Annotated in this window: 12 protein-coding genes and 1 riboswitch; of the genes, 4 read left to right on the plus strand and 8 right to left on the minus strand. The window is 66.0% G+C overall.

Going from position 1 to position 13,008, the window contains the following annotated elements:
* Positions 1–23 precede the first annotated feature (23 nt).
* On the plus strand, positions 24–287 hold the full coding sequence (locus tag EL388_RS13190; protein WP_126463847.1) for a DUF4212 domain-containing protein: 264 nt from the start codon (positions 24–26) through the stop codon (positions 285–287).
* A gap of 1 nt (position 288) precedes the next feature.
* Positions 289–2,412: a VC_2705 family sodium/solute symporter gene (locus EL388_RS13195; protein WP_126463848.1), complete on the plus strand. Its 2,124-nt coding sequence runs from the start codon at positions 289–291 to the stop codon at positions 2,410–2,412.
* Between the two features lie 87 nt (positions 2,413–2,499).
* On the opposite strand, the gene EL388_RS13200 is transcribed toward EL388_RS13195, so the two are convergent.
* The gene (locus EL388_RS13200; RefSeq protein ID WP_126463849.1) at positions 2,500–3,081 is read right to left on the minus strand and encodes a tetratricopeptide repeat protein; all 582 of its coding nucleotides are present in this window, start codon (positions 3,079–3,081) and stop codon (positions 2,500–2,502) included.
* A gap of 93 nt (positions 3,082–3,174) precedes the next feature.
* Here EL388_RS13200 and EL388_RS13205 point away from each other — a divergent pair, with 93 nt between their 5' ends.
* Entirely contained in the window at positions 3,175–3,474 is a 300-nt protein-coding gene (locus EL388_RS13205) for a hypothetical protein (RefSeq protein WP_126463850.1), read from the plus strand.
* 64 nt (positions 3,475–3,538) lie between these two features.
* Positions 3,539–4,606 carry a uroporphyrinogen decarboxylase gene (gene hemE / locus EL388_RS13210; RefSeq protein WP_126463851.1) on the plus strand — a complete coding sequence of 356 codons (1,068 nt, stop codon included), beginning with the start codon at positions 3,539–3,541 and terminating at the stop codon, positions 4,604–4,606.
* 62 nt (positions 4,607–4,668) lie between these two features.
* Here the strand turns inward: hemE and EL388_RS13215 are convergent, their stop codons facing one another.
* From EL388_RS13215 to metK, 7 genes are all read right to left on the minus strand, one after another.
* Positions 4,669–6,222 (minus strand): DEAD/DEAH box helicase, encoded by a 1,554-nt coding sequence (locus tag EL388_RS13215; RefSeq protein WP_126463852.1) that lies wholly within the window; start codon positions 6,220–6,222, stop codon positions 4,669–4,671.
* A 271-nt stretch (positions 6,223–6,493) separates the two neighbouring features.
* Positions 6,494–7,258 (minus strand): TlyA family RNA methyltransferase, encoded by a 765-nt coding sequence (locus EL388_RS13220; protein ID WP_126463853.1) that lies wholly within the window; start codon positions 7,256–7,258, stop codon positions 6,494–6,496.
* A gap of 7 nt (positions 7,259–7,265) precedes the next feature.
* Positions 7,266–8,675, minus strand: a complete 1,410-nt coding sequence (ahcY, locus tag EL388_RS13225) for an adenosylhomocysteinase (protein WP_126463854.1) — start codon at positions 8,673–8,675, stop codon at positions 7,266–7,268.
* A 17-nt stretch (positions 8,676–8,692) separates the two neighbouring features.
* A riboswitch (S-adenosyl-L-homocysteine riboswitch) is annotated at positions 8,693–8,765 on the minus strand.
* A gap of 39 nt (positions 8,766–8,804) precedes the next feature.
* Positions 8,805–9,377: a hypothetical protein gene (locus EL388_RS13230; RefSeq protein WP_126463855.1), complete on the minus strand. Its 573-nt coding sequence runs from the start codon at positions 9,375–9,377 to the stop codon at positions 8,805–8,807.
* Between the two features lie 2 nt (positions 9,378–9,379).
* Complete coding sequence (locus tag EL388_RS13235) at positions 9,380–10,561, minus strand: M48 family metallopeptidase (RefSeq protein WP_126463856.1); 1,182 nt, start codon at positions 10,559–10,561, stop codon at positions 9,380–9,382.
* Between the two features lie 2 nt (positions 10,562–10,563).
* Positions 10,564–11,256, minus strand: a complete 693-nt coding sequence (locus tag EL388_RS13240) for a hypothetical protein (protein ID WP_126463857.1) — start codon at positions 11,254–11,256, stop codon at positions 10,564–10,566.
* Positions 11,257–11,706: 450 nt separating this feature from the next.
* Positions 11,707–12,900 carry a methionine adenosyltransferase gene (gene metK / locus EL388_RS13245; RefSeq protein ID WP_126463858.1) on the minus strand — a complete coding sequence of 398 codons (1,194 nt, stop codon included), beginning with the start codon at positions 12,898–12,900 and terminating at the stop codon, positions 11,707–11,709.
* Positions 12,901–13,008 lie beyond the last annotated feature (108 nt).

The following is a 13,008-nucleotide window of genomic DNA, read 5'->3' on the forward strand; positions in this document are numbered from 1 at the left end:
AACCGCCACTCGAGGAGAGCGTTATGCAACTGACGGAGAAACACCGTGAGTACTGGCGCAGGAACCTGAACATAACTGGGATTCTGCTCGCCATTTGGTTTGTAGCCACATTCGTAGTGATCTGGTTTGCCAAGGAACTCAACGAAATCGTCATCTTTGGCTTTCCCTTCGCCTTCTACATGGGTGCCCAAGGGGCTCTGATCATCTACGTCCTGATCATCTGGTACTACGCCCGACGCATGAACCGGCTGGACCAGGAATACGGCGTCCACGAAGGGGAGGACTAACATGACCGCCTTGACCCAGAGCCAGTTCTACAGCCAACTCAAGCGTTACTACAGTTTCTACACCGGCGGCTTCATCGCCTTCATCATCCTGCTCGCCATCCTGGAGCAGATGGGCCTGTCCAACCAGTGGATCGGCTACATCTTCCTGGCCGCCACCATCGCCCTGTATGCCGGCATCGGCATCATGTCCAAGACCGCCGACGTGTCGGAATACTACGTCGCCGGTCGCCGGGTGCCCGCGCTGTTCAACGGCATGGCCACCGGCGCCGACTGGATGAGCGCCGCGTCCTTCATCGGTATGGCCGGCACCCTGTACCTTACCGGCTATGACGGCCTCGCCTTCGTCATGGGCTGGACCGGCGGCTATGTGCTGGTGGCGCTGTTCCTCGCGCCCTACCTGCGCAAGTTCGGCCAGTTCACCATCCCGGACTTCCTCGGCGCCCGCTACGGCGGCAACCTGCCGCGCACCATCGGTGTCATCGCCGCCATCATCTGCTCCTTCGTCTACGTCGTGGCGCAGATCTACGGTGTCGGCCTGATCACCGCCCGCCTCACCGGCATCGAGTTCGCCATCGGCGTCTACGTCGGTCTGGCCGGCATCCTGGTCTGCTCCTTCCTCGGCGGCATGCGCGCGGTGACCTGGACCCAGGTGGCCCAGTACATCATCCTGATCATCGCCTACATGGTGCCGGTGGTCTGGCTCTCGGTGAACATCGCCGGCAATCCGGTGCCCCAGCTCGCCTATGGCCAGGTGCTGCAGCAGGTGACGACCAAGGAGAAGGAGCTGAACGACCCGAACACCCCGCTCGGCGCGGCCGAGGCCTCGGTGCGCGCCATCCACAAGGAGAAGGCCGCCGAGTGGGGCGAGAAGCTCAAGGCCCTGGAGGCCGCCGTGGCGGCCGGCCAGGGCGAGGCCTTCTGGGCCGAGCAGAAGGCCAAGGCCGAGCAGAAACTGGCCGATGCCCGCGCCGCCATGCCCCTGGATGAGAAGGCCGTGGCTGCCGCGGAAAAGGAACTCAAGGACTTCCCGCCCAACATCGACAAGCTCAAGGCCAAATGGAAGGCGGCCGAGTCCGGCGCCAAGGCCAAGGCCGGCCCGGTTCCCGCCCACGCCACCCCCTTCGCCGGCAAGGGCAAGACCGAGGAGGAGAAACAGAAGGACAGCGACACCAAGCGCCTGAACTTCCTCGCCCTGGTGCTCTGCCTGATGGTCGGCACCGCCTCGCTGCCGCACATCCTGATGCGCTACTACACCACCCCCTCGGTGCGTGAGGCGCGCCGCTCGGTGTTCTGGTCGCTGTTCTTCATCTTCCTGCTCTACTTCACCGCGCCGGCCCTGGCGGTGCTGGTCAAGTACGAGGTCTACCATCACCTGGTCGGTTCCTCCTTCGCCGCGCTGCCCGCCTGGGTGGCCAACTGGTCGGCGGTGGATGCGAGCCTGATGAAGGTGGTTGACATGAACAAGGACGGCCTGATCCAGCTGGCCGAGATCACCCTCGGCGGCGACCTGATCGTGCTGGCCACGCCGGAGATCGCCGGCCTGCCCTACGTGGTCTCGGGCATGGTCGCCGCCGGCGGTCTGGCCGCCGCGCTGTCCACCGCCGACGGCCTGCTCTTGACCATCGCCAACGCCCTGTCGCACGACGTCTACTACAAGATGATCGACCCCAAGGCCTCCACCGTCCGCCGCCTGGCCATCTCCAAGGGCCTGCTTTTGGTGGTGGCCGTGGTCGCGGCCTACACGGCCTCGCTCAAGCCGGGCGACATCCTGTTCCTGGTCGGCGCCGCGTTCTCCCTGGCCGCCTCGGCCTTCTTCCCCGCCCTGGTCCTGGGCGTGTTCTGGAAGCGGGCCAACCACGCCGGCGCGGTGATCGGCATGGCCGTCGGTTTGGGCGTGTGCATGTACTACATGTACACCACCTACGACTTCTTCGGCGGCAGCGCCGCCAACGAGTGGTTCGGCATCAAGCCGATCTCGGGCGGCGTGTTCGGCATGCCGGCCGGCTTTATCGGCGTGATCATCGGCTCCCTGCTGTCCAAGGCCCCGGCCAAGGAGATCCAGGAACTGGTCGACCACGTGCGTTACCCCAGCCTGGAAGGCGACATCGACACCAAGGCGGCCTGAGCCCCTGGCGTGCCGCCCCGGCAACGGGGCGGTTCAAACGAAACGGCCCGCAATCGCGGGCCGTTTCGTTTGCGGCTCGGAACCGGATCAGATTGGCAGCAGGTGGGCGAGATCGGCCCGTTGCGCGTCCTGCACCAGGCGCTTGGCCGTCTGCGGGTCGTGGCGCAGGCAATGCTCGATCACCGCCCGCACCGCGTCCGGCCGGTTGCAATGGTGCTCGGCCATGCCCAGGGCATACCAGGCCGCGCCGTTCATCGGCTGCAGTTCCGCCGCATGGCGCAGGGCCTCGGCCGCCGCGGCGTGCTCGCCCCGCTGCGCATGCACCAGGCCCAGGCCATACCAGGCCCGGTCGAGCTTGGGATTGCCCGCCACCGCCTTGCGGAAGGCCTCGATCGCCGCCTCCGCATGGCCGGCCTGTTCCTGGACGTAGCCCAAGTTGAACCAGGTATCGGCATGCCCTGGCTCGATCGCCAAGGCCCGTTCGAACCACTGCGCCGCCGCCGGCCATTGCTTCTTTTTGGCATGCAGCCAGGCGATGCTGCGCGCGGCCTCGGCATTGTGCGGATTGGCCCGGAAGCACTCGACGAAGGCCGCCAGGGCCGCCTCGTCGCGACCGAGCCAGGTGAACAGGTTGGCACGCAGGGTGTAGCGGAGTTGATCGAAATTCATGGCCGGGCCCGGGACTGAAGAGTCCGCTATTCTCGCGGGCCTGAACCGGGGCCACAAGTTAAAATGGCGGGCCTCACCTTCACTGAGCCCACCATGCCAGTCGAACTTCTGCTCATCTCGATCCTGCGCGCCCTGGTCGAAGTCGCCGGCTTCGCCCTCTTGGGGCAGGGCCTGCTCGCGCTGCTGGCCGGCAAATACCGGCAGGACAACCTGTTCTACAAGATCCTGCAGACCGTCACCCGGCCGGTGATCCGGGCGGTGCGCTTTTTCACTCCGCGCGTGATCATCGACGCGCATATCCCGTTTCTCGCCTTCTTCCTGCTGTTCTGGCTCTGGATCGCCCTGGCTCTGGCCAAGCGCTACTTCTGTGCCCTGCACGGCTTGGCCTGCTGAGGCGAGAACCGACCCACCCGGCCGGGTGGAGTAGAATGGCGGCCTGATTCGTCCGGACCCGCCCATGAGCCACCTGAAAAATGACACCTTCCTGCGCGCCCTGTTGCGCCAGCCCACCGAATACACCCCGGTCTGGCTCATGCGCCAGGCCGGCCGCTACCTGCCGGAATACTGCGCCACCCGCGCCCGCGCCGGCAGCTTCCTCGATCTGTGCAAGACGCCGGCGCTGGCGACCGAGGTTACCCTGCAGCCCCTGGCCCGCTACGATCTGGACGCCGCCATCCTGTTCTCCGACATCCTGACCATCCCCGACGCCATGGGCCTGGGCCTCTACTTCGCCGAGGGCGAGGGGCCCAAGTTCGAGCGGCCGCTCGCCGAGGAATGGGCGATCCGCGACCTTAAGGCACCCGACCCGCACGACCACCTGCGCTACGTGCTCGACGCCGTAAGCGAGATCCGCCGGGCCCTGGACGGCTCGGTGCCCTTGATCGGCTTTTCCGGCAGCCCCTTCACCCTGGCCTGCTACATGGTGGAGGGCGAGGGCAGCGACAGCTACACCAAGCTGAAAACCTTGATGTACTCCCGGCCCGATCTCTTGCACCACATCCTCGACGTGACCACCACGGCGGTGACCGATTACCTCAACGCCCAGATCGAGTGCGGCGCCCAGGCGGTGATGGTGTTCGACTCCTGGGGCGGCATGCTGTCCCAGGCGGCCTATCTGGAGTTCTCCCTACCCTACATGGCGCGGATCATGGCAGCGCTGAAACGGGAGAACGAAGGCCGCACGGTGCCGCGCATCGTGTTCACCAAGGGCGGCGGCCTCTGGCTGGAAGACATCGCCCGGTGCGGGGCGGACGCCGTCGGCCTGGACTGGACCATCGACATCGGCGCCGCCCGCAGGCGCGTGGGCGACCAAGTCGCGCTCCAGGGCAACCTCGACCCGACCATCCTGCTCACCACCCCCGAGGCGGTGGCGGCCGAAAGCAAGCGCGTGCTCGCCTCGTTCGGCCACGGCCACGGCCATGTGTTCAACCTGGGCCACGGCATCTCCCAGTTCACCCCGCCCGACAACGTGCGGGTGCTGGTCGACACCGTGCATGCCGAGAGCCGGCAGTACCACGCGGACTGACCCGCCCGGCACCGCAAACAAAAACGGCCGCATCAGCGGCCGTTTCTTTTCTGCGACGCGGTTTAGTCCCAGCGGTTGCTGCGCTTGGCGGCGGGCTTGGCACCGGCATAGGCCTTGCGCGGACCGCGGCTGCTCCAATCGTTGTTGGGCGACTTCCAGCTGTCCTCGCGCCGGGCGGGGTCGCCGCCGCGTTCCGCACGTTTGGGCTGGCCGTTGCCGCGGTCGAAGCTGCGCGGCTGGGCATCGCCCGACAGGCCATAGGGCTTGTCGCGCCAATCCGAACGTGGTTTGTTGTTCCAGTCGGAACGCGGCTGCCACTCGCCGGCGGGTTTGGCCTCGCGCTTGAAGCCGCCTTCGCTCCGTTCGCCGTAAGGCTTGGCGTAGCCGTCCTTCTTGTAGCCGCCTTCCTTGCGCGCGCCCCAGCTCTTGCCCTGGCCATAGCCCTGGCGCGGACGCTGTTCGGTGCGCGGCGGCCGGGCCTTGGGTTCCAGGCCGGGGATGGTTTCGGCCTGCAGCGACTGGCCGGTATAACGCTCGATCTCGCGCACCAGGTGCTTCTCGCGGTGGTGCACCAGGGTGACGGCGATGCCGCTGCGCCCCGCCCGACCGGTGCGGCCGATGCGGTGGACATAGTCCTCGGCCTGGCGCGGGGCGTCGAAGTTGATCACATGGGTGACGCCGGCCACGTCAATGCCGCGGGCGGCGACGTCGGTCGCCACCAGCACCCGGGTACGCCCTTCGCGCAGGCGCTGGATGGTGCGGTTGCGCTTGTTCTGCGGCATGTCGCCGTGCAGGGCGTCGGCCGAGTGGCCCTGGTCGCGCAGGCTGTCGGTCAGTTCCTCCGCGCTGCGCTTGGTCGCGGTGAAGACCACGGCCTGCTTGAGTTCGGCATCGCGCAGCCAATGGTCGAGCAGGCGCGCTTTGTGTTCATGGTCGTCGGTGAAGTGCAGGCGCTGTTCGATCTGCGGCTTGGCCGAGGCGGCCGCCGCCACTTCGATGCGCTGCGCATCGCGGGTGAGCTTGCGCGCCAGCTTGCCGACCACGCCGTCGAGGGTGGCCGAGAACAGCAGGGTCTGGCGCGATTCGGGGGTCTTGGCCACGATGGCCTCGATGTCGTCGATGAAGCCCATGTCCAGCATGCGGTCGGCCTCGTCCAGCACCAGCACCTCCAGCCGGGAGAAATCGATGCGGCCGCGCTCCATGTGGTCCATCAGGCGGCCGGGGGTGGCCACCACGATGTCGACCGGCTGCGCCAACTGTTTCAGCTGGGGACCATAGGGCGCGCCGCCGACCAGACTGGCGGTGCGCAGGCGGCGCAATTCCTTGCCATAGGTGCGGGCGGCCTTTTCCACCTGCTGGGCCAGCTCGCGGGTGGGCGCCAGCACCAGGATGCGCGGGCCGTTGCCCGGCACGGCCGAAGGCTCGGCCAGGCGATGCAGGCTGGGCAGCAGGAAGGCGGCGGTCTTGCCGCTGCCGGTCTGGCTGGAGACCAGCAGATCGGCGCCGGCCAAGGCGGCGGGCACGGCCTGGGCCTGGACCTGGGTGGCTTCGGTGTAACCGGTGGCCTCGATGGCCTTCAGGATGAAGGGGTGAAGACCGAGTTCGGAGAATTGCATAAATACCTTTCCATGCGGCGAACCGCAAAGCGTCAGCCTGCCGTGCGGCAGGCAAAAGGCCGCGCCACCCGGGGGCCGGGCGCATCGGCTACGTAACATCGGCGCCAACCGGATGTCACGCAGCCGCGGATGAAAAGGCAACGTTGGGGGTTGGGGCTGATGGGGCTGTGAAGACAGTCCCGATATGGCAGCGCCGCTTGTCGGCGACGCGAGACAACTGCACAACTGGCGCGCATCATACGCTAACCGGGGAGTTTGTATAGGCTTTTTTTCAGCCGCCGGCCTTTGCCGCCCAGATGAAGAACTCCCGGTTGCCGTCGCCGCCCAGAAGCGGGCTGTCGAAGAAATCGCGCACCGCAAGGCCCGCCGCCTGGGCCGCGGCCCGAATCCTGACCTCGACCCCGGCATAAAGCCTCGGGTCGCGCACGATGCCGCCCTTGCCCAGATTCTGCGGTCCCACCTCGAACTGCGGCTTGACCAGGGCCAGCACCTGGCCGCCTGGCTTGAGCAGCGCCGGGAAATTCGGCAGCAGCAGGGTGAGCGAGATGAAGGAGGCGTCGGCCACGATGAGATCGAAACCGGGGCGCGGGAAATGTTCGCCCAAAGCCGTGGGCGTCAGCGCCCTGGCATTGATGCCCTCCAAGCAGACGACGCGGCCGTCTGCGCGCAGCCTGGGATGCAACTGGCCGTGGCCGACCTCCACCCCCAGCACCCGGGCCGCGCCCGCCTGCAACAGACAATCGGTGAAGCCGCCGGTGCTCTGGCCGACATCCAGGCAAATGCAGCCGCCGACAGCCAGCCCCGTGTGGGCCAAGGCGCCGGCCAGCTTGAGCCCGCCACGCGAGACATAACGCTCGGCCGCGTCGGGCAGAAGTTCAAGCTCGGCCGTCTCCGGCAGCTCCTGCGCCGGCTGCCTCACCGGCAGCCTTTCGCCGCCCCGGAAAAAGAACAGCCGCCCGGCCTCGATGGCGCGCCGGGCGGCGGTGCGGGATGCAGCGAGGCCGCGCGCGACGAGCAGCCGGTCGGCGCGCGGCATCGGCCGATCAGTAGCGGTAGTGCTCGGCCTTGTACGGGCCTTCCACCGGCACGCCGATGTAGGCGGCCTGCTCGGGGGTGAGCACGGTCAGCTCGGCATTGAGCTTTTTCAGCTGCAGCCGGGCCACCTTCTCGTCCAGATGCTTGGGCAAGGTGTAGACCCCGACCGGATAGCGCTCGGTGTGGTTGAACAGCTCGATCTGGGCGATGGTCTGGTTGGCGAAGGAGGAGGACATCACATAGCTGGGGTGGCCGGTGGCGCAGCCCAGGTTCACCAGGCGGCCCTTGGCCAGCAGGATGATGCGCTTGCCATCGGGGAAGATCACGTGGTCGACCTGGGGCTTGATCTCTTCCCACTGGTATTTCTCGACGCTGGCGACGTCGATCTCGTTGTCGAAGTGGCCGATGTTGCAGACGATGGCCTGGTCCTTCATCTTCACCATGTGGTCATGGGTGATCACGTGGTAGTTGCCGGTGGCGGTGACGAAGATGTCGGCCTTGTCGCAGGCGTAGTCCATGGTCACCACCCGGTAGCCTTCCATCGCCGCCTGCAGGGCGCAGATCGGGTCCACCTCGGTCACCCACACCTGGGCGGACAGGGCGCGCAGGGCCTGGGCCGAGCCCTTGCCGACGTCGCCATAGCCGCAGACCACGGCGATCTTGCCGGCGATCATGACGTCGGTGGCGCGCTTGATGCCGTCCACCAGCGATTCGCGGCAGCCATAGAGGTTGTCGAACTTGGACTTGGTCACCGAGTCGTTGACGTTGATGGCCGGGAACTTGAGCTCGCCCTTCTCGTGCATCTGATACAGGCGATGCACGCCGGTGGTGGTCTCCTCGGTCACACCCTTGATGTGCCGGATGCGGGTGGAATACCAGGTCGGGTCCTGCTTGAGCTTGGCCTTGATCGCGGCGAACAGGATGGTCTCCTCCTCGCTGGTCGGCTTGGAGATAACGGACGGGTCCTTCTCCGCCTTGGTGCCCAGGTGCAAGAGCAGCGTGGCGTCGCCGCCGTCGTCCAGGATCATGTTGGAATAGCCGCCGTCCGGCCACTCGAAAATCTTGTGGGTGTACTCCCAGTAGTCGGCGAGCGATTCGCCCTTGACCGCATAGACGGGGATGCCGTCGGCCGCGATGGCGGCGGCGGCATGGTCCTGGGTGGAGAAGATGTTGCACGAGGCCCAGCGCACCTGGGCGCCCAGCGCGGTCAGGGTCTCGATCAGCACCGCGGTCTGGATGGTCATGTGCAGCGAGCCGGTGATGCGGGCGCCCTTGAGCGGCTTGGTCTTGGCATATTCCTCGCGGATCGCCATCAGGCCCGGCATCTCGGTCTCGGCGATGCGGATTTCTTTGCGGCCCCAGTCAGCCAGCTTGAGGTCGGCGACTTTGAAGTCGGTGAAGTCTTTGCGCGCGTTCATTGCACACTCCTTAAACAAATGAACGAGCGCCGTTACCTAAGTGATCCCGCCTGAGCCTGGCCCGATCGGGTTGCAGCGCTCCTCAGGCGGGAGGGGCATTTTATCCCAAAGCGCGGACCGGCCCCATCCTCAACCGCGCAGCTTGAGCGAGCGCGCCACGGCCTCGACCCGGCCCAGGTGCTTGTTGAAGTAATACAGCTTGGGCGCCCGGAAGGTCATCAGATACAGCTTGCCGTTGCGCACGGCGCCATAGGCGACACCCTTGAGCTCGACCTCGTCGCCCTTGCGCAGCAGGGTGAAATCGAAGCGGAAGCCATCGTTGCCCAGGAAGGCCGCCGGCGCCAGCTTGTCGAGCTTGAAGCTGTTGCCGCCTTCGCTCGCCACCGTGCCGTAAAGCTCGACGATCTCATGCGGCGGCATGGCCGAGCGGAAGCGGGCCTGCTGCTTGTCCTGGCGGCCGGCCAGTTCGGCCAGCGGCTCGCCATCGGCGACGCCGACATAGAACACCAGGCTGTCCAAGGTCAGGCCATCCGTCGTCCAGAGCTCGGATTTGCCGCTGCTGGGAAATTCGACGCGGTTCCAGGCACTGTCGAGTTTTGCCGTCAGCTGGTCCTTCACCGCCACCTCGCCGGGGCCCACCTTCGACACGTTGGCGCAAGACGCCAGCAACAGGGTCATACCCAACAACAACAGCTTCTTCACGATCAAACTCCTCCCTTGAGATACATCTGGACCATTTCGGCATCGGCCGCAGTCGGCTTGACGGCAAGATAGCGCTGAAACGCCTTCTGTGCGGCATCGCGCTCGCCCGTTTGCTGGTAGAGCATGCCCATGGAACGGTAAACCTCGGCCGGCGCATTGGCCTGTTTGGCGGCCGTCTGATAGGCATCGAGCGCGAGCTGGCGGTCGCCCTCGGCGGCACGCAGGCGGTAGGCCTCGCCCAGGAAATAATGCAGTTCGCCGTCCTTCGGCGCCTCTTCGACCATGCGCTGGAACAAGGCCAGGGTCTCGCCCGACTTCCGGCGCTTGAGTTCATCCTCCAGCAGCCCCCAACGATGCGGCCCCAGGGCAGCCCGATAGGCCGCCTCGCCGGTCTCGGTCTTGGCCGAGCTGATCTGCGCAGCCCGCTCCACCAAGGCCTGCTGGCGCTCCTCGGCCGGCGGATGCGAGGCGAAAAGGACACTGCGCGAACCGGCATCGCCGGTCCAATCCTGCTCGGCCTTGATCTCCTCCAGCAACTGGGCCCAGACCTTGGACGCCTCGATCGGCTGGTAGCCGGCGCGCGCCATCAATTCCAGGCCGATGCGATCGGCCTCGCGCTCGTGTTCCCGCTCATAGGCAAACATCCCCGCAGTCAGCGCCAGCTGGGCCAAAGGTGCCGCACCCCCCGCCCCGGCCGCGCTCAGGGCAATGCCGAGGAATTGACCGAAGGCAGAGCGGCTTTTGACATCGCGCAGACGATCGAGCGAGTGGCGCGCCAGGTAATGACCGATCTCATGGCCCAATACGGCCGCCAGCTGGGCTTCGTTCGCCATGCGCAACAACAAACCGGTCCAGACCTGCATCATGCCGTTCGGCGCCATGCTGGCATTGAAAAAAGGCGTGCGCACGATATAGACCCGCATGTCCGGGCAATGATCGCCGGCCAGGCGGCAGGCGATACGGCTGACATAGTCGTTGAGCGCCTGGTCGCGCACCAGGAACAGGCTGCGGCGCAGCTTGGCTTCCTCGCGGTCCAGCATCGCCCAGAGACCGCCCTCGTCGGTGCCGGTCTCCGGCCGCTGCAGGCGTGGCGGCATCAGCCAGGAATCGGCCTCGGCCAGCTGCGGCAAGGCGCCCAACAGGCCGCAGCAACCGCAGCCCGCAAGGAATTGCCTGCGGTCCATGATCAGCCGGGGAAGCTTTGCAGGAGGGCGTCGAGCGACTCTTTGGCGTTGCCCGGTTCGCGCAGATCGCCATAGCCACGGATCAGGCGGTTGAACCAGACGACATCGCCCGTGTTCAAGTCGACCAGCGAGGCATACCCGACCTGAACCCCTGCCGTGAGGCCGACGCCGAACAGGGCGGCGACCACAATGGCGGCCTTGCGCTCGTTGCTGGCGTAGCTGTCTCGGATGAAGGTGAACAGGGCATAGTCGGCGCCGGTCTTCTGCTTGATCAGCGACACTTCGGGGCCCAGGGTCCACTCCAGCCGGCCTTCCTTGGTCGGCAGTTTGAACGGCCCCAGATGGTGGATATTGATGGCGGCACCGACCGCGCCGTGCAGGCGGTTGAATTCGTCGATGGTCAGATCCGGTTCGCCCATAAAGTCATTGAAGGCGGCGCCGTTCTGGGTCGACCGATTGCGAATCGCGGCCTTGAGGTTGTCCAGGGCTTGAATGGTCCACTCCGCCTGCGGCTCGAGGACGCCACCGGCGCTCATGGAAAACAGCTCGACGTCCATCGGCATGACCACCACCTTGGCTCCAGCCGGCAAGGCCGTGAAACCTTGAGCAAGTCTTTCGTTGGCGCCAGCCGTAACGGCGAAGGAGAAAAACAGCCAGGCTGCAAACAGGGCCCGCAGGATGGATTGCAGTCGCATGATCTCTACTCCCTTTTTCTATGTTCAGCCCACAGACAACGGGCTTGAATTTATTGCACCCCCAGGTGCTTGTCCAGACCGCCACCCCGCCCTGAAACGGGATGGCAGCCGGATTACAAGCCGATGTCGGCCTTATCGGTATTTGCTACAGCCGCCCGCTCCGGCGGGCTTACAGCCCGGCGTCGGCCTTCAGGGCCGCTGCTTTATCGGCATTTTGTCTCCGGCCGGCGCTACGCGCCTTAACATCGGCTATGCCGATGTTCACCCTAAAGGGGACAAGAGCCTTCGACGAAACACCGATAAACGCCTGTGGCGCGGGCTTACAGCCCGGCGTCGGCCCGCAGGGCCGCCGCTTTAACTAGCGTTTTGGCTTCGGCCGCACCTTCGGTGCTTAACTTGCTGCGCAAGTTAGCCTACGCCGAAATACGGACAAAGGCCCATGGCCGGGCCTTACAGGCCCGCATCCGCGCGCAGCGCGGCTGCTTTGTCCGTATTTTCCCAGGTGAACTCCGGCTCGTCGCGGCCGAAGTGGCCGTAGGCGGCGGTCTTCTGGTAGATCGGGCGCAGCAGGTCGAGCATCTTGACGATGCCCTTGGGCCGCAGGTCGAAGTGGCGCAGGACCAGCTCGGTCAGGCGCTCATCGCTCACCTTGCCGGTGCCATAGGTCTCGACCATGACGCTGGTCGGCTTGGCCACACCGATGGCATACGACACCTGGACCAGGCACTTGCTGGCCAAACCGGCGGCGACGATGTTCTTGGCGACATAACGGCCGGCGTAGGCGGCCGAGCGGTCGACCTTGGACGGGTCCTTGCCGGAAAAGGCGCCGCCGCCGTGGGGGGCGGCACCGCCGTAGGTGTCGACGATGATCTTGCGCCCGGTCAGGCCGGCGTCGCCGTGCGGGCCGCCGATCTCGAAGCAGCCGGTCGGGTTGACCAGGTAGTTGATCTTGCCCTTGATCAGCTCCTTGGGCAGCACGGGCTGGATGATGTCCTCGATGATGGCGTCGATGGCGGCCTGCTTCATCCGGCGCTTGCCGATCTCGCCTTCGGCCATCTCCGGCGTGTGCTGGGTGGACAGCACCACAGTGTCGATGCTGTGCGGCTTGCCGTCGACATATTTCAGCGTGACCTGGGACTTGGCGTCCGGGCGCAGCCAGGGCAGGCGGCCGTCCTTGCGCAGCATGGCCTGGCGCTCGACCAGGCGGTGGGCCAGCCAGATCGGCATGGGCATCAGCTGCGGGGTCTCGTCGCAGGCGAAGCCGAACATCAGGCCCTGGTCGCCGGCGCCCTGGTCCAGGTTGTCGTCATAGGCGGCGTTCACGCCCTGGGCGATGTCGGCGCTCTGCTGGCCATAGCAGACATGGACCGAGCAGCCGTCGGCGTCGAAGCGCAGGCTGGGGTCGGCATAGCCGATCTGGCGAATGGTCTCGCGCGCGACGCGGGCGTAGTCGACTTTGGCATTGGTCGTGATCTCGCCGGCCATCATGACCAGGCCGGTGGTCACCAGGGTCTCGGCGGCGATGCGCGAATGCGGGTCCTGCGCCAGGATGGCATCGACCACGGCGTCGGAGATCTGGTCGGCGACCTTGTCCGGATGGCCTTCGGAGACGGATTCCGAGGTGAAGAAATACTCTTTGCTCATTGAATGCTCCTGTTGCTTCCCCATTCTCTTCGGCGTGGCCGCCTCCGGGGATCAGGAGCGGGACGCTTTAGCTGGTTTTCTATCCCGCCCGCAATTTGTCTCTCTGCA

Origin of the sequence: Sulfuritortus calidifontis, assembly GCF_003967275.1 — a bacterium.
In the GTDB taxonomy this organism is placed as follows: Bacteria; Pseudomonadota; Gammaproteobacteria; order Burkholderiales; family Thiobacillaceae; genus Sulfuritortus; species Sulfuritortus calidifontis.

Excerpts from the sequence above, each read along its gene's own strand:
- EL388_RS13190 (WP_126463847.1), top strand. The coding sequence starts at position 24 with ATGCAACTGACGGAGAAACACCGTGAGTACTGGCGCAGGAACCTGAAC.
- EL388_RS13195 (WP_126463848.1), top strand. The coding sequence starts at position 289 with ATGACCGCCTTGACCCAGAGCCAGTTCTACAGCCAACTCAAGCGTTAC.
- EL388_RS13200 (WP_126463849.1), bottom strand. The coding sequence starts at position 3,081 with ATGAATTTCGATCAACTCCGCTACACCCTGCGTGCCAACCTGTTCACC.
- EL388_RS13205 (WP_126463850.1), top strand. The coding sequence starts at position 3,175 with ATGCCAGTCGAACTTCTGCTCATCTCGATCCTGCGCGCCCTGGTCGAA.
- hemE (WP_126463851.1), top strand. The coding sequence starts at position 3,539 with ATGAGCCACCTGAAAAATGACACCTTCCTGCGCGCCCTGTTGCGCCAG.
- EL388_RS13215 (WP_126463852.1), bottom strand. The coding sequence starts at position 6,222 with ATGCAATTCTCCGAACTCGGTCTTCACCCCTTCATCCTGAAGGCCATC.
- EL388_RS13220 (WP_126463853.1), bottom strand. The coding sequence starts at position 7,258 with ATGCCGCGCGCCGACCGGCTGCTCGTCGCGCGCGGCCTCGCTGCATCC.
- ahcY (WP_126463854.1), bottom strand. The coding sequence starts at position 8,675 with ATGAACGCGCGCAAAGACTTCACCGACTTCAAAGTCGCCGACCTCAAG.
- EL388_RS13235 (WP_126463856.1), bottom strand. The coding sequence starts at position 10,561 with ATGGACCGCAGGCAATTCCTTGCGGGCTGCGGTTGCTGCGGCCTGTTG.
- EL388_RS13240 (WP_126463857.1), bottom strand. The coding sequence starts at position 11,256 with ATGCGACTGCAATCCATCCTGCGGGCCCTGTTTGCAGCCTGGCTGTTT.
- metK (WP_126463858.1), bottom strand. The coding sequence starts at position 12,900 with ATGAGCAAAGAGTATTTCTTCACCTCGGAATCCGTCTCCGAAGGCCAT.